9 protein-coding genes are annotated in these 18,255 nt (G+C 39.3%); 2 read left to right on the plus strand and 7 right to left on the minus strand.

All coding sequences use genetic code 11. The annotated features are described in order from the left end of the window. Nucleotides 1–49: 49 nt before the first annotated feature. From ACQK2H_RS12600 to ACQK2H_RS12615, 4 genes are read right to left on the minus strand one after another with little or no spacing between them, the layout of a single operon-like run. Nucleotides 50–5,548: an FG-GAP-like repeat-containing protein gene (locus ACQK2H_RS12600; protein WP_425391799.1), complete on the minus strand. Its 5,499-nt coding sequence runs from the start codon at nucleotides 5,546–5,548 to the stop codon at nucleotides 50–52. Between the two features lie 32 nt (nucleotides 5,549–5,580). Further along, nucleotides 5,581–7,728: a tetratricopeptide repeat protein gene (locus ACQK2H_RS12605; RefSeq protein ID WP_425391800.1), complete on the minus strand. Its 2,148-nt coding sequence runs from the start codon at nucleotides 7,726–7,728 to the stop codon at nucleotides 5,581–5,583. Continuing rightward, the gene (locus ACQK2H_RS12610; protein ID WP_425391801.1) at nucleotides 7,715–10,147 is read right to left on the minus strand and encodes a tetratricopeptide repeat protein; all 2,433 of its coding nucleotides are present in this window, start codon (nucleotides 10,145–10,147) and stop codon (nucleotides 7,715–7,717) included. The genes ACQK2H_RS12605 and ACQK2H_RS12610 overlap by 14 nt, the downstream gene beginning before the upstream one ends. Before the next feature lie 4 nt (nucleotides 10,148–10,151). Beyond that, nucleotides 10,152–11,288: a TIGR03032 family protein gene (locus ACQK2H_RS12615; RefSeq protein ID WP_425391802.1), complete on the minus strand. Its 1,137-nt coding sequence runs from the start codon at nucleotides 11,286–11,288 to the stop codon at nucleotides 10,152–10,154. Between the two features lie 141 nt (nucleotides 11,289–11,429). Between ACQK2H_RS12615 and ACQK2H_RS12620 the strand changes: the two genes are divergently transcribed. Next, nucleotides 11,430–12,569 carry a cystathionine gamma-synthase gene (locus tag ACQK2H_RS12620; RefSeq protein WP_425391803.1) on the plus strand — a complete coding sequence of 380 codons (1,140 nt, stop codon included), beginning with the start codon at nucleotides 11,430–11,432 and terminating at the stop codon, nucleotides 12,567–12,569. Nucleotides 12,570–12,746: 177 nt separating this feature from the next. After that, entirely contained in the window at nucleotides 12,747–15,011 is a 2,265-nt protein-coding gene (locus tag ACQK2H_RS12625) for a patatin-like phospholipase family protein (RefSeq protein ID WP_425391804.1), read from the plus strand. On the opposite strand, the gene ACQK2H_RS12630 is transcribed toward ACQK2H_RS12625, so the two are convergent. The 3 genes from ACQK2H_RS12630 to ald form a co-directional block, all read right to left on the minus strand. After that, a complete protein-coding gene (locus ACQK2H_RS12630) occupies nucleotides 14,989–15,699 on the minus strand; it encodes a LytR/AlgR family response regulator transcription factor (RefSeq protein ID WP_425391805.1) in 711 nt (236 codons plus the stop codon). The two genes, ACQK2H_RS12625 and ACQK2H_RS12630, sit on opposite strands and share 23 nt — an antisense overlap. Before the next feature lie 32 nt (nucleotides 15,700–15,731). Further along, nucleotides 15,732–16,763: a sensor histidine kinase gene (locus ACQK2H_RS12635; protein WP_425391806.1), complete on the minus strand. Its 1,032-nt coding sequence runs from the start codon at nucleotides 16,761–16,763 to the stop codon at nucleotides 15,732–15,734. 145 nt (nucleotides 16,764–16,908) lie between these two features. Next, nucleotides 16,909–18,021, minus strand: coding sequence for an alanine dehydrogenase (gene ald / locus ACQK2H_RS12640; RefSeq protein WP_425391807.1), 1,113 nt, complete (start codon nucleotides 18,019–18,021; stop codon nucleotides 16,909–16,911). Nucleotides 18,022–18,255 lie beyond the last annotated feature (234 nt).

The following is an 18,255-nucleotide window of genomic DNA, read 5'->3' on the forward strand; positions in this document are numbered from 1 at the left end:
AATTTTCTTAACTAAACGGCATTGAATTTGGGGTTACTAGAATCTTTTACTATTCCTTAACCCATCGTTGGGAAATGACCTCATCATCAGCTACTAGCTCAATAACATAGATGCCACTTTCCGCACGAGTCATATCAACATCATAAGTAAATGATTCTGACACTTTTTGCTCCGATAAGTTGTAAACCTCTTTACCAGCTAGATCAATCACTCTAATTTGGACATTACCACGGTAATTGTTTTCTAGGTTGATTGTGAACTTCTCACCTCCCGGATTCGGATAAACTCCCAGGGTATTAACCACTTCATCGGCTAAACCAAGCACCTCATTCACAATTAAAGTGAATGACTGTGTATACGACTCTTCCCCATCATTCGCTTCTATATTAATACTAATTGATTGAAGGTTATCAAATTCAACCTCCTCAATTAGAATCAGCTTGTTTCCTGAAATCACAAACAGATCGTTGTGCTGATCGTTGGTGCCATCCCCTTCAACAAGACTAAATGTATGTGTGTCTCCAGCATTTGGATCAGTGGTCGATATAGTTGCTGCTGTGCTTCCGGGAGATACGCTTTCGTCAAGAGATGTAATTGACAATGAAATAGAGTTAGGCGCTTGATTGACATCCACCACGTCGATTACAAAGGCTTGCGCAATGCTGCCTTCAGAATCCGATGCAGATAAGTATATGCTATAGCTAGCCTGAGTTTCAAATCGAGAGTCTTGCTTTATTATCAACTGATCCCCCTCAACCAAGAATTTGCCATTGTCGGCATCATTTGTACCATCACCTGAAATCAGCTCAAACTCGTGCTGATCCGATTCATTTGCATCAGTAGCATCAATGGTTGCAACTGCAGATCCTGCAGGTGTTGTTTCTTCCATTGAGGTTGAAGATAAGGTGATAGCTGTTGGTACTTCATTTACGTTATTAACGGTAAGCTCGAAAGCCTGCATCACACTTCCCTCAGAATCCGCAGCTGAAACATAGATATTGTAGCTTGCTTGCGTTTCAAAATTGGGGGAAGATTTGATCACTAACTGATCTCCATCAATAACAAACTGGTTGTTATCCGCATCGTTCGTACCATCTCCAGTTGCCAACGTGAAGGTATGCGTATCGCCAGCATCTGCATCGTCAGCCGTCAGTGTTGCAACTGAGCTGCCTCCTGCAATCCCTTCATCAAAGGAAGTACTCGAAAGCTGAATACCGGTTGGCGCAGAATTTAGGTTGTTGACTGTTAAATTAAATGCCTGTTCGAAACTGTCTTCACCATCGGATGTTGACAGGTAAATATTATAACTAGATTGAACTTCAAAACTTGGAGAACTTTTAATAACGAGTTGGTCCCCATCAATTAAGAATTTGCTATTGTCTATGTCATTCGATCCATCACCTGTTGCAAAGCTGAAAGTATGAGTATCACCTGCATCCAAATCCTCCGCAGCTAATGAAGCAACAGCAGATCCTCCATCTATTCCTTCATCAAAAGATGTACTTGATAGTAAAATTCCTGTTGGTGCATTATTACTGGAAACAAATTCGTTTACCGTAAGTGTGAAGGCTTGCTCGAAACTTCCTTCAGAATCTGAGGCAGATAAATATATGTTGTAAGTAGACTGCACATCAAAATCAGGAGATGACTTGATAACCAGTTGATCTCCATCAATGATGAACTTGCTGTTATCGGCATCATTTGTTCCATCCCCTACTACCAAGGCAAATTCATGTTCATCTCCAGTATTAGCATCCGTTGCATCTATGGTTGCGATTGCTGAGCCACCCGTGACCTCTTCGTCAATAGTGGTAGCAGATAATGTAATTCCTGTTGGGAGTTCATTGGTGTTATTCACGGTTATCGTGAATGCTTGCTCAATATTCCCTTCACTATCTGAGGCGGAAAGATGAATATTATAGCTCGATTGTGTTTCGAAGCTTACATTTTGCTTAATAATCAATTGGTCGCCTTCAATTACAAACTTATCATTATCGACATCATTTGATCCATCGCCAGACACCAAAGAAAATTCATGTGTATCCCCAGCATTAGGATCGTCCGCATCAATTGTTGCAATAGCAGACCCTGCAGTTACCGTTTCCTCAATGTTGGTAGTAGAAAGTGTAATGCCCGTTGGAGCCTGATTTAAATCATTTACGTTGATGGTGAATGCCTGCTCCACGTTTCCATCAATATCAGAAGCACTTAAATAAATATTGTAGGTTGATTTTGTCTCGAAGCTTGATTCCTCAGTGATGATTAATTGATCTCCATCAATAAGGAATGAACCATTATCAGCATCATTCGTACCATCTCCTGTAGCTAGCGCAAACGTCACTGTTTCGACACCATCATCAGTAGCTGAAAGAGTTCCAATAGAAGTGCCCGGTTCCGTTCCTTCATCAAAGTTATCAGGAGCTGTAATTGCAGTTGGGGCCAAATTGACCTGATTGACTGTCAAAGTCAGTGCCTGTTTATAAATATTTTCGCCATCATTGGCTGCCAATAAAATATTAAGTGTTGGGTAGTTTTCTGCGCTGACATCTCGAGTAATAACCAAACTATTCCCATCTACTGCAAAGAAGTTATTATGCGCATCATTAGTGCCATCACCTTCAACCAATGTGAATTCATGCATATCGGTAGTGTTAGCATCAGTCACCGATATGGTTGCAACTTCTGTATCATTTGCCAAATGTTCATCAAATGATGTTGATGAAAGCGAGATATCGGTTGGTGGTAAGTTGTCATTAAAATGAACATTCAAGAAGCCATAATCTCCATAATAGCTCTCCCTAACAATAACATCAAGGTCATCGTCCCCATCAATGTCCATTAATTCAAATTCATAGCCACTTATATCTGATATAGTTTGCAAATCACTAAAATTTCCTTCTCCGTCATTATTCCAAATCTTTAAACTATAGTCCTGATTGCTGTCGGTGGCTGAAGCTACAATATCGAGCACTCCATCACCATCCATATCTCCAAGTTTCATGTCGAAATCAGCTGTACTTGCCTGACCTCCTACATCCAGTGTCTGATCAGATGTGAATCCCCCACTTCCATCATTCAGCATGACATCAATAACTACTGAAAAACCATTAGATCGCATAAATGCAATGTCAGGATCACCATCTCCATTCAAATCACCTACCTCTACCTTATTAAGCCCATTATCCGCGTCGGTTGTCAACGAACTCATGTTGCTGGTATCAAATCCACTGCTCTCCGTTCCTGGAAATATCGCGTCTGTACCCGGATCAGGACCATCTTGTTGAGTAATCACAAGCAAATCGTCATATCCATCACCATCAAAATCAGCTATAGCGATATCAGTAAATCGCCCGTAACCATCCATATATCCTCCACCTCCAGAGGCCTTCAGGCTAATATCCTGATCCAGCTGTAAACCACTAGTTCGACCATCATCAAAAACTTCTATTGTCTGAAAACTATAGCTGCCGCTAGAGTAATCAATCAGTGCAACTTCTTTCTGACCATCATTATCAAAGTCTCCTGCAATTAAACTGAAGCTACCAGCTCCCACAAAGTAATTATCGAATGTTCTCCATCCGTTATAGCTCTGGGACTCATCTACGTTCTCCAATAAATAGATTGCATAATTATCTTTTCCGAAAACATCAAGATCACCGTCCTGATCTATATCTATGAAAGCAACTTCAGAAGCTCCACTTGAAAAGCCAGATACTCTTTCTTCTTTAAATCCAAATTCATTATTAACGAGTAGATACTCTTCACCAAAGAAAAGATCCTGATCGCCATCTACATCGTAATCTACAGGAGTGAAATTCTCTAGATATTCATTGTACTTTATATCTAATTGCGCATGATTTTCTCTTATCAACCCATGTCCTTTTTCAGCTAAGTTTTTTAGTCTAATTCCAAGGTTTTCAGTGCGGGTCTTTATGCCATCACTCAAAATCAACTTTAGATCAAACTCACTTCCTTTGGCTTCCCAATCCCATACCTCATTTGAGGTTAGGGTGTTTGTGGCAGGATCCCAGGTGAAAGAGTCAGCATCATCCCCTGATAAGACTGAACTGGTTACGGCATCATCGTGAAAATCATCGAATACAAAAACACCTACCTCTCCAGCCGGACTGTTTTCATCGATGATGTTATCTCCAATAAAACCGGAGACGAACGGAGCAGATCGATCGAAATAAATATAAGGATCGTTCGTGCTACTCTCTCCTCCTACAATATCATTTAAACCATCGCCATCCAAATCTCCGATAGCCACAGTGGTCCATGCCCGAGTAGCATCACCTATATCCCCATTTAAATTTCTATCTGTAGCAGATAGTACCCCATCTTCAAAAATTGCCACATGAGGATCGTCGGTCAACCCACCAAATGCCAGTAAAAGATCGTCAGTACCATCACCATCTAAGTCAGCAATAGCAACATCAACAACGCTTCCACTGAAAGAAAGACCCTCTATAGTAGGTTCATTGAATAAGAAGTTGGTACCCTCATAAGACTGATTAAGGTAAAGGTTTTCATTATAGCTTTGGTTTGTGAAAATATCCAGATCACCATCTCCATCTATATCTACTGTCGTAATCTTTAAATTTGACGATGTACTATTCGACAGTTCAACGTATGAACCTGAAAATACGGGATCACCATCAACAGCTGTGTTCTCAACTACATGAAATTGATCATAATCTCCCCCTGAAGTATTGAATACCAGATCCAAATCCTCATCATCATCAAAATTACCAAACTCGAATTCTACGATTCCATAGTTTGCTCCTGTAGCCAAATAAGAAGCTGAATCGAAATTCCCATTACCGTCATTTTTGAAAACCTTTAAACTGGTATTACTATCTGCTATTACCAGATCCAGGTCACCATCACTATCAAAATCAACGAGATCAACATCTTCAGGGCTATACTCCCTTCCTATCACCCCGGGAACCGAAGAATCTGAATAATAATATACCTGTTCGGTTAGCTCAAAATCACCTTCACCATCATTAATAGCTAAAAAGAAATTGTTCCCATTTCTAAAAACAATATCGTCATCCAAGTCACCATCTACATCACCTACATAAAACTCATCTCGCATATATTCGAGAGCTGATGGTTGCTCACGTTCGAAGTAGCGTCCGTCTGATTTTAATACAAACCCGCGACTGGTTGTGGACAGCAATACATCCATATCACCATCCGAATCAATATCAACTACTTCAACCTGTCGATTTGTGCCAAATTGATTAAGATCAAAATCACTTTTCTCAAAGCGAAGCTTAGGGTCGGGAGGAGGAAGTGCAATAACTTGTGACAGTGCTATAGTTGGCAGGAAAGCGGCCGAGCCTGCAGCTACCATTCCTTTTTTAATCAGAGAAGCATTTTCCAGTCTTGATCTTAACTTATCCACTCTGGAAATAAGGGTATTCTTCTTTCTTCGAGGGAGCTTATCAAATGCTCCTGAGGAGATGCTTCTTTCTAATCTATTCTTAAATTTTAGGTATTTTTCTTTGGTGGCTCTAAGTGTGAGGTGATAAATATTCATAGTAACTCAATATTTTTGGCGATATGTAAAATTCACAACAAAGAATTTAAACTTAAGGCCGAACCGACATTTAAATCTTTTGATGGTAGTGTTTTTTTAAATCTAATAAATGCTTTTTGATAGGCTTTTTCCAGGTACTTTACCTGCATTTCCGTATCAAAAATAAGCTTATCTGATCCAGGTTGCAGACTTCCCCTCAGGGACTCCATTTCTTCCGTATTGGTGGCAAGCTGAATTGACCTCTCAATATAATCATTTTTAGTCAAGAAAGTGCAATTTGAAAGTCCGGAATAATATATCAGGCTAGAACCGATTCGGCTATTGTGATTACCTCCTCTTAAAGTAATCATTGGGACACCCATCCGAAGGGCCTCTATACCGGTCACATGTGCATTGTAGTTAAAACTATCTAAAAAAAGATCCACATGCCTGAAACGTTCCCAGTGCTTTGTTAACTCCATGTGCGAAGCAAAGATGATTCGATGCTCATTGATACCTTCTGATGAGGCACGGTTAAACATGACATCCCGAACATATTCACTACCACCATCATAAAGCCATAGCACTGAATCCGGAGCACCTTTTAGAATCTTCATCCATGTGTCTACGGTTTCCGGATCCAATTTTCTAGGGTGATTAAAGCTTGCAAATACAAATGCTTCATTAGGTAAACCATGATCCTTTCTTGTTGTAATTATATCGTTATCTACTGGTAACTCACTGTTAATCAGCAAAGAACAAGGCAGAGTGATGATTTTTTCGCTAAAGTTTTTCCGAATATCTGAATCGATCATCGATTCATCAGAAAACACGTAATCGATAAAAGATGCCCCAGTAGTTTCATGTGATCCGACTAAAACCATTTGTATAGGGGCTGGTCTTAAGGCAAGTACCTCTACATTCATGGAAGTATTGTAAAAAGCCAAACTAACCAGAATATCAATGCCTGTTCGATTGATAAAATTGGCAATTTCTAATGTATCAAGCTTCGAAACATCATGAAAATAATCGACCGAATCTTTTATTTCATTACTTACAAAATCATCAGCTTGAACCAGTGAAAATGCGTGAATTTCAAACTTACTTGAATCGTGACAATCAAATAATTTTCGAACCAGAAGACCTCCCGGATGCGAACGCATGTTCGGTGAATAATAACCTACTTTGATCTTACCTGTGCTTATGGTGTGATCATATTTAACTGTAGGAAACCTTTGGCTCACTCTTTTCTCAATGGTCTTCGCATATTTTTCTGCTACTTTTCGATACAGCTGATTATCAATTTCTAAGTGAGATAGATTATAAGGGACTATTTCGAATGGAAGTTTGTGATCTTCGGATAGGTATTCCTTAATTATCTGATTCAAATCAGCTACATCCTGCTCATACTCAGACCAATCAGCCATATGCTTTCGATATAAGATCTGATAGAACCGTAAGCCCTTTTTAAAGTGCTCATCTCCTATTTTCAACCCCTTATCAATCAAAGTTAAAACGCCTCGAAAATCTCTTAGATACCCACCAAGCAATTGGGCCAGGTTAAAGTAACTGATGGACAATGAAGGGTCTAACTGAAGCGATTTTTCATAACACGTTTTCGCTCGCCCTATTTCATTGCTTTTCTCATACAAGCTGCCCAGGTTACAATATGCGATTGCCTCATTCGGATTAACCTCGATGAGCCTTTTGAGGTATTTTTTAGCTTCAGATGAGTTGCCTGTTTTTTGCAACAAGTTGGCCATATTGTTTAATGCCTGCGGATGATCTGGTTTTACTTCTAAACATTTCCTGTAATGATACATTGCTTCATTTAGCTGTCCATCAGCTACAAGTGACTTAGCATAATACAAGTGTATAAGGTCATCCTTGGTGTCTTTGAAATTAACCTTTGTAAATGATTTTAAGGCATGATCATGGTGATTCATTTTTGATTGAACAATACCAAGATTTGCATGAAATATTGATTCTCCAGTGGTCTTAAGGCCTGTTTTAAGGACATTCTCTGCCTTCTTTAATTCTCCACTTTTGGAATGAATCTGAGCAAGTAACAAGTAGGCTCCCTTACGTTCAGGCATTTCCTTCATCAAACGCACACATGTTTCTTTAGCCTCTTCCAACTGTCCTTTATTCAGAAGAGTAATGGCCTTATTAACCGATGCGATATACTCAGAAGCTTCCATCACTCAGCACTTTAAAATCTGATCGAGTTTCACCTCTTTCATGTTTTTCCCACATTTTTATATAAGCTGCTTCTATGTTTCTGGTAAGGTGGCGTGGGTCAAAAAACTTACTGTTTCTACGAGCCTCAGAAAACCTTTTTTTAATTGCAACAAACATTTCCTCGTCTTGGGCCAGTGTTATTGCTTTTTGAATGTATGCATCGCTGGTTTCGCATACCATTTCCTTAATATCAATTGCCTCTATAAATGAACTGCATAACCTCGAGCTTATTGAAAATCCTTTTAACGTCAACACAGGGACACTCATCCATAAGGCCTCTAGACACGTGGTATGACCATTATATATGGATGTATCCAGAAATAGATCGATCAATTCCATCCTTCGAATATGATCACCAGGTTTCTCCCGTCCACAAAATCGAATTCTAGCAGACTCAATTCCCTCATTCAAGAATGCTTCCAAAATATTCGTTTTAAATAAGTCTATCCCTGCATCATACAGCCAAAGAATTGAATCTGGAACTTGCTTTAAAATTTCAGACCAGGCTCTCACTGCTTGAGGGTTTAGTTTGCGTGGGTGATTGAGGCAACCAAAAACGAAAGCATTCTCAGGCAAATCATAGTCTGCCCTGGTTACTTCCTTAGCTGAAGGAACCATTTCAGTAGTAAAAAAGTGACTCGGTGGAAGAAAAGCGAGTGATTCACTAAAATGAGGTCGATTTGATTCTGTAACAACCACCTCATCTTTAAACATGTAGTCATAATAATCTGTCTGCATGGTTTCATGACAATCCATACAAACCACCTGGATAGGTGCTGGTCGCAGGGCTGGTATTTCTGAATTCATACCATAGTTATATCCTGCCAAACTCACCAGAATTTGAATTCCATCATTATTTATTATCTCGGCAGCTTCCTTTGATTTCAGGTTACCAATTTCTCTATAATGATCTAATAACGGCCTTACTTCACTATTTACCTGATCATTTCTACAATTGATGGCATATCCGAATACTTCAAACTGATTTCGATTATGATGCTTTAATACCCCTTGAATAAGTTTGCCAGCAGGATGATTCTTAAAGTATGGAGATATATAACCGACCCTTATTCGATCTTTTTTGGACTGATACTTAAAATTTAATCGATTACGTAATGGCTTGATTGAATTGATGAGGCCTTGAGAAAATTTTCTGGTTACATCTGCAGCCAACTTTAGGTCATATGGGTAATATATTAGATTGTATACCGGGATCTCATTATCCTGCCTATCACTTTGAATAAACTGATGCAGAAGGCTATTTACACGCTCCATCATCTCATCATACTTATCCATCCGACCCATTTTGGAATAGAGTAACTGTAGCACCATGTTTGCGCGTAAGCTGTATTCAGGGTGCTTCTCTACCTGAGTCAGATATTTTTCAGCCGTCAGAAGATCATTTTTTAAATCGTATACAATTCCTAATAAACAAACTCCTTCATGGCAATACCGATTCCTTTGAACATAAGGCTCCAGCAATTTCAGTACTTGGTCTAATTTATGATCAGCCAGATAAATTTTAGAAAGTTTAAGGTAAGGTTCTTCATTATCTGTCCCACTTTTTATCAGCTTTTGCAATAGTTGAACTGCCTTTTGCTTCTGTCCCAGGTTATTGAGCGTACTGGCGTAGGTGCTCAAATATTTATGATTATTTGGGGCCAAACTCAATGACTTTTCAATCCACTGAAGCGCTTTTTCGTGATCAAATCTTCGATTATGTATAACTCCAATGTTATAAAAGGCCAGTGAGTTGTTATTATCAAGTTCCAAAGACCTTTGATATAATTGCTCAGCTTCATCCAGCCTGCCCATTTTCTGAAGTAAACCGGCTTTGTTGCTAAATGCCATTGAGAAATACGGATCAATCGCAAGTAGCTGATCATAGTACTTCATGGACTCATCAAACGCGTACATTTGCTGATACAGGTTCGCGAGATTATTCAAGGCTTGCTTATGTCCGGGTTCTAACTGTATTACACGTTGGTATAGTTTCAAGGCAGACTGAAATTGCCCCATCTCTTTCAGGTTTCTGGCAGCATGAAAAAGTACATGCGAATTGGATTGATTGGTCTTGGTTAATTCTTCAAAAAGAACTTTTGCATCATTATGCTTTCGAAGTTTTATAAGCACTCTGCCCTTTTGAATCAAAAATTCAGTATTGGAAGATTGATAGTCGAGTCCTCGATCAAAGTAAGCTAGCGCCTTATCAAAATTTTGTTCTTGGTACCAAGTTTGTCCAACCATTAATAGGCTATCTAAATGGTTAGGCATTAGCTTCAGAATTTCCAAGTATATTTTACGAGCCTCTTTGAGCTTTCCTGATTTATGGAGATCCAAAGCAGTTTTATAGTAGGTATTTATACTTACTTTGGCCATTAACTTATTCCTGCTTTCTCTCCTGTGTGCTTTCCTTTTGCTTTTTATCCTTATCCTTATCAGGATCTTGCCAAAAAATCCTTTTTGGGGTTATGATCGCATTTGTGTGAAGATCACTCAGGTTATTGAGGATATTAGGTCTTATAACACCAGGTAATACATGAACATCATAAAGCTCTTTGACAGCATTCTTATATTCTAATAAAGCTTCGACGCTTTTTGATCTCAAATTCACAATTGCTACCCCTGCGATCGGATTTTTGGAAGCAATTGGCATTTTGCCAAAGTCTTTGCTATCCTCTCTAATTCTTGACAATCCGATAAACAGAAAATTTTGATAAAAAGACATACCTCGAGCAAATCCAGGAACTTCACAAATTTTTTCATTTGATCCGGAAGGAACATGATACTTCCATAGTTCACCCACTGCAGACTGTAAATAGAATATATCTTCACCAACCAACCGTGGACTGTGTGGCATGGCCAAACCATCCAACAAGATTTCATTGGTGTCCACATCCATGAGAATACCGCCATTTAATTTATTATCTCTCCAACCTCCAGGTTGATCGGACTTACCTAGTGCTGTTACGTATTTAGGAACTCCATTCTTCATGGTCATTCCATTCAAATGACATCTATCCCCCGGAGCTACTTCTGAAATAAAATGGGGCTTCCATTTAGGTAAGAAACTAAAACGAGGATCCAACTGAGCGATACAGGAAAACTGAGTAATTACTGCCCATAACCCTCCTTTCCCATAACTAATATCGTGCGTATCTACTGATCCTGTATAATGCGTGGATCTTGGAAGGTATATGGCATCATAAATATCAGGTTTCTTCGGATAAGCTTTGGCAGCATTTTTAGACCTGTGGGTTAGTACCACTTCATTTAAACACGCAATTGCCAGATGCTTATCATAAGAAGCAACACCCATTGGTTTTCGAAAGGATCTTGGTAATTGGATCATTTGCTCTTCAGACTTGGAACTAAACATCACTACTTTTCCGGTCTGATAAGTACTTAGCACTAAGCTACTTTTTAGCGCATAAAGAATCTGAGCGAATGATTTGGTATGCTGATATAAAAAAGGGTTTTCTTCCGATAGCTCACGGGTGTGATTGGCAGAGTTGTCCATTCAGATTTCTTTTAGACGTTAAATTAAAGCTTTTCATTAGAATGAACTCTGATCGTTTAAAAAGGACGTAATCGTATTAGCAAGCCATTAAAGTTAATTGGTAAATTCGCCTTTTACGTAAAGATTTAAAGAATAACTCCTATGAAATTCGGAACTAAAGCACTGCATGCAGGTATATTTCCTGACCCTTCAACAGGTGCAGTCATGACTCCTATTTTTCAAACGTCAACGTACGCACAGGATGAACCCGGAGTTCATAAAGGGTATGCTTATGCCCGAACAAGGAATCCAACGCGTGACGCTCTCGAAAACAATCTCGCCGCTTTAGAAAATGCAAAATTTGGAAGATGCTTTGCTTCCGGGATGAGTGCAACCGAAACAGTTATCAAAATGCTAAATCCGGGTGATGAGGTGGTTTGCTCATCCGATTTGTATGGTGGATCATATCGCTTATTCACCAAAGTCTTTTCAAAGTATGGCATCAAGTTCACCTTTATAAACATGAAGGATACTTCAACCATTGAAGAGGCGATTACTGAGAGGACCAAACTGATTTGGGTGGAGACACCTACAAACCCAATGATGAACATTATCGATATCTCTGCAATTACATCTATAGGTAGGCGTAAAAACATCCTTACTGCGGTAGACAACACATTTGCATCACCGTACCTTCAAAACCCACTGGATCTGGGAGCCGATATCGTGATGCACTCAGTCACAAAATATTTGGCAGGACACTCAGATGTAATCATGGGTTTCCTCTGTACAAACGATCCGGTCCTTGATGAACAATTCGGTTTCTTTCAAAACTCGAGTGGTGCTGTTCCTGGTCCTCAGGATTGTTTTTTGGCATTGAGAGGTATCAAAACACTCCATTTAAGAATGCAAAGGCATTGTGAAAATGGACGGAAAGTAGCCAATTGGCTCAGGAGCCACTCAAACATTGAGAAAGTCTACTGGCCAGGATTCGAAGATCACCCCAATCACGACATAGCCAAGCAGCAAATGAGTGATTTTGGAGGTATGCTATCGTTCGTTCAAAAAAAAGACACCCTTGAACAAGCCAATAAGACACTCAGCAGTTTTAAGATATTTAGTCTGGCTGAATCGCTCGGAGGTGTGGAATCCCTAGTGGGTCATCCGGCCACTATGACTCACGCAAGCATACCACGAGAGCAGCGATTAAAAATAGGTTTAACTGACTCGCTAATTAGATTGAGTATAGGCATTGAAGACGTGGATGATTTGATCGATGACCTGGAACAAGCACTGGGATAAAAAAATAATCCCGACGGAATCGCCGGGATTTTTTATGCTATGTCGAAAAGACCTTGAATCGGAATTAGTAGTGAATAATTGTTTGAATATACTTACTATATTCGGTCAGGGTTGTCGGCTTTCGATAGCTTATCCTATAGGTCGTTTCGGCGGCCGTTTTTATTCGATTAATAAACTATGAGTAATATCAAGCAAAGGCTTCAAAATATCCTTCATTCGCTAATGGTGCAATTGACCTTTCACCATTTCAAAAAGAATTTAGCATTACTCACTGTATGGATTGTTATCGTTTCTGCATTCACAGGAGGGTTGGGAAAAGTGTATGGTATCCACTACCTGTTTCTTGATCCTGAGTATCTTGGCAAAGTAAGTTTTTGGAGCTTCTTCATAGTAGGTGTTTCGTTTGGTAACCTAATAATGGCATGGCACATCACTACTTACATTCTTGATGGTCATAGATTTAGGTTTATTGGTGTTTTACAGCGTCCGTTTACTAAATTCTCCATCAACAACAGTCTGATCCCTTTGCTCATTCTGGGACTCTATATCTTCTTTCTGGTCCGTTTTCAAATAGATAATGGGTTAGCTTCCTCATCACAAATCGTATTGTTCGTAGGCGGCTTAATTCTAGGGATCATCGCCATGCATCTGCTGATGATTCTGTATTTCAGGTTTACCAATAAGGACATCTTTATTTTTCTGGCAGGAACACTTGATAGAAAACTACGCAAAAATGTACTAAGCAGGGATCGTGTAATGAATCGAGTCCGAGAAAACAGAGCTGACCGGTATAACGTCACTAACTATCTTGACTTAAAACTTAAGGTTCGATCTACAGAACATATTGTCGACTTCAGAAATAAGGAAGCCATCGTTCGGGTATTCGATCAAAACCACTTCAATTCGGTTGTGGTGGAACTCTGCATCATTGGAGTCATTCTACTGTTAGGATTTTTTATGAATGTTGAGTTTCTCCAAATTCCTGCTGCAGCGAGCTCACTTTTGATTTTTGCAATAGCTGTAATGCTTGTTGGTGCCATTAGTTATTGGTTTAAAGGATGGGGACTTGCGTTTGCTCTTGGAGTCTTTGTTCTGGTGAATTTTGCTGCAAAAGCGGGGCTAGGAAAAGGCTTTAATCAAGCCACAGGCTTGAATTATGACACGGTGTACACTAACTATTCCATTGAAAATTTAGAAACTGTTCATTCAAAAGAGCAATATGTGCATGACAAACTACACATGCTGGAAACGCTGGAAAACTGGAAAGCGAAGTGGTCAGATTCGAAAAAGCAAAAAATGGTCTTTCTATGTGTTAGTGGAGGAGGACAAAGAGCCGCTCTTTGGACCGTTAATTCACTTTTGAAAGCAGATAGTACGCTTAATGGCAATTTAATGGACCAAACCTTTTTAATAACCGGAGCTTCGGGAGGGGTGATAGGTGCTGCTTTCTATCGTGAAATGTTTCTCAGGCATAAGAACCTGCTGACCAGGGAAAAATCAGATATGCTACTTAACATGGGCAAGGACAATCTAAACCCGGTTATTTTCGGCTTGCTTGTAAATGATCTATTTTTCAAAATAAGAACACATGAATATGCAGACAGAACCTATAGCGTAGATAGAGGATACGTTTTTGAACAGAATCTTAACAAGAACCTTGGGGGAGTTTTGAATAAACAAATCAAAGATTATAAAAAGGTTGAAGAAGAAGCCATTATACCAACTCTGGTTATGTCTCCAACAATTGCCAACGATGGTCGAAAACTTTACATCTCGTCTCAGCCCATGTCTTACCTAGGAACCTCATCTGATGTACTCAATGGTGAAGAACCTTCGGTACGTGGGGTTGATTTTCAGACATTTTTCCGGACAAATGATCCATCCAACTTAAGTTTTCTTACTGCATTGCGCATGTCAGCTTCCTTTCCTTATATCACGCCAAATATTAGCTTACCGGCTGAGCCACGTGTTGAAATTATGGATGCCGGAATATCTGATAATTTTGGCATTTCAGATGCTATACGCTTTATAACTGTTTTTGAAGAATGGATTACAGAAAACACTGACGGTGTTGTTCTTCTTGTAATTCGAGATACCAAATCAGACGCCCCTATTGAGCCTCGGCCGGATCCATCCGTAATAGACCGACTCACCTACCCCATCGCAAGCGTCTACAACAACCTTACTAACATGCAGGATATTAACAATGACATTCGAGTTGAACAAATGAAGTCATGGCTTGAATGCGATGTTGATGTGGTTGAAATCGCTTATGATTCCTATCAAAACAACGGCAATAGTTCAGAAGTAGAAAGAGCATCGTTGAGCTGGCACCTGACTACTAAAGAAAAACAGCACGTGATTGAGAACATTAACATTGAAAGTAACCAGAAGGCAATTAGTCGATTGCATGAGTTGCTTAAAAACTCATCAAATCCTTAAACCTTGAAGTTTGTCTTCTGCTTACCTCCACCTCAGTGCCATCTTTTAAATAAAGTCTGATAGTGCCACTGAACCATGGTTCAATTTTGTCAATCCATTTCATGTTGATGATCTGTTGCCTGTTTGCTCGAAAAAACACTTTAGGATCTAGTCTACTCTCCATGTACTGCAAGGTTTTTGGTATCATCGGCTTATGTTCTTCAAAATAAATTCGTGTGTAATTGTCCCATATTTCAAAAAGGCGAACATCTCTAAGGGTTACAAACCAACATTTCTCACCATCTTTTACAAACACCTGGCTATTCTCGCTGAGTATATCCTTCGGTTCTTCAGTCTTCTCTAAGTTTTCCTGCACTCGCTGAAGGGCCATGCCTAGTCGATCATCGGTTATTGGCTTCTTCAGATAATCAAGCGCGTTGTAATCAAATGCCTTAATAGCATATTCGCTATATGCGGTGGTAAATATGACTTGCGGTACTTCATCCAACATTTCCAACAGCTCAAAACCATCCTTGTCCGGCATTTGAATATCTAAAAACACCAAATCGGGCCTTAGTCTTTCAATCATTTCTTTGGCCTCATCAGCATTTTCTGCCTCTCCTATTACCTGCACATCTTTATGGTTTTTCAACAAAAACTGAAGCTCTTGCCGAGCTAAGCGAGTGTCATCTACTATTATAGCTTTCATATATTTCTTTTTTATGGAGACGGATTAGGACATCATCGTACGATTGGTAATTTGAGTCTTGATCGAACCATATTTCCTTCTTGTTTTAATTCTAAATCCGGCTCAGTTTCAAAAAGTATTCGAATACGTTCTGTAGCGTTCCTCAGGCCTATTCCATTCCCTAGATTTTTTTTTAATTTCCCGGTGTTGGACACTTCAAGTACCAAATCCTTACCGTCCTTTTCTACGGAAATTAAAATGTCGCCACCATTTTTCACCTGGGATATTCCATGCTTCACAGCATTTTCAGCCATCAGTTGAATGAGCATCGGCGGTATCTTACATCTGTTCAGCTCCTCTTTAGTAAGGATTTCGTAATGCAATCGATTCTCATAATGAATACTCTCAAGCTCCAAATACTTATTAACAATTTTGAGCTCCTCCTCAACAGTAACCTTCTCATTATCATTAAACTGAATAGAGTATCTCAATAATTCGGAAAGGTGTGAAACCATGTCTCTTGCCTTCATGTGATCCTCTAAAATGAGCGCTCTGATATTGTTTAAGGCATTAAAAAGAAAATGCGGATTGATCTGTGCCTTAAGAGCAATTAGCTCTGCATCTTTTACTGCGGTTTTCAACTGCCATTTCTCTACTTCTTCTTTCTTATAATTTCTGAAAAAGAAAATGATGAGATAAACTGCTGTCCAAAGTAAGAAATAAACAAACGTTTGAAATGTAAACAGCAAAAATACAGAGATACTGAATCGCTCTACATCAATGAGATCAGTTGTAAGAATAGTATATCCAACAACAATACCATTTGCAGAAAGAGATAGTATTATCAGCGTTGGTAAAAGACGAAGAATTAGTTTCTGTAATTTAAGCTTGAGCCACCCATCAAGCTTCATCTTATAGCGAAGTAAATGAGTAGACAGAAACATCACAATAGCACTGAAAAATTGCGCTAGAATAACCCAGACATCCACATGCTCATAAAAAATCAGAGCAATAGCTACACCTATTAATGCATAGACGAACCATCCGATTGATTGAAGTAGCCAGTAAGAGTTATTTCTTGTCATCATTTAGATTCACTAACACAAATAAATACTTGCTATTGTTCCTACACATAAGCTTTAAAGCGAATGGTCATAACCATAAGATGAGTGGAAATAAAAAGCCCATCCACCGTGAGGCGAATGGGCTTGAGGTTAATTCTTGTATTAATTAGAGGAATTTTTCCACTTCTGTGTACGGCATGTCAAATGCTTCTGCAACTCCTTTATAAACAACCTCTCCATTGATTACATTTAGTCCCAATCGAAGCTCTTTGCTATCGCTACACGCTTTTTTCCAGCCTTTATTAGCCAGCTGAATAGCATAAGGCAATGTAGCATTGGTCAACGCAAGCGTAGAAGTGTAAGGAACCGCTCCCGGCATATTGGCCACACAATAGTGTACAACATCATCAATAATATAGGTAGGGTCTTGGTGTGTGGTTGGCTTACAGGTTTCAATACATCCGCCCTGATCTACTGCAACATCAACTAAAACAGTTCCCGGTTGCATTTCTTTGAGCATATCTTTAGTTACCAGGTGAGGAGCTTTTGCTCCCGGGATCAATACCGCTCCGATGATTAAGTCGTGCGTGCTAATAAGTTCACGGATATTGTACTCACTACTCATAAACGTATTTACGTTCGCAGGCATTACGTCATCCAGATATCTCAAACGCTGTAGATTTAAATCAAGGATTGTTACATCTGCACCCATTCCGGCTGCCATTTTTGCTGCGTTTGTTCCTACAACACCACCTCCTAAGATCATCACTTTCGCTGGTCTTACACCCGGAACGCCACCCAAAAGTATTCCTCTACCCATCATTGGTTTTTCGAGGTATTTTGCACCTTCCTGCACAGACATTCTTCCGGCAACCTCAGACATTGGAATCAAAAGAGGCAATGATCTATCTGCTTTTTCAACCGTTTCATAAGCCAGACATACTGCACCACTCTCTATCATTGCTTTCGTTAGCGGCTCATATGAAGCAAAATGAAAATACGTGAAAATCAGCTGATCTTTCTTGCACAATTTGTACTCAGGTTCAATCGGCTCTTTCACCTTGATGATCATTTCTGCAATGCCATACACATCCTCAATAGTCGGAAGGATTTTGGCACCTGCCTCTTCGTACTGATCATTGGTAAACCCACTTCCATCACCAGCCGTTGACTGAATGTATACCTCATGACCTCTTTTGGTGAATTCAACAACTCCTGACGGAGTTACTGCCACCCTGTTTTCGTTATTTTTAATCTCTTTTGGGACGCCTATTATCATGGTTAATATTGTTAAGGAGGGCAAATATAGGAACTGCTTTTCAGAGAAATCCTAAGAATCGAAAATACAAAACACTCACAGTTGAATTTGACTAATATTTAAAATTTTATTCTGCTTAATTAATCTAAGCAATATTTAATATCTTATATAAGAATTAAGAAAACCAAAACAATAGTTTTCTATGGATGTTTTACTTTCAAAAGTGTGGGATTTTTTGTACTTTTGAACATGCCT

It is taken from the genome of Ekhidna sp., from assembly GCF_965228795.1.
Classification (GTDB): domain Bacteria; phylum Bacteroidota; class Bacteroidia; order Cytophagales; family Cyclobacteriaceae; genus Ekhidna.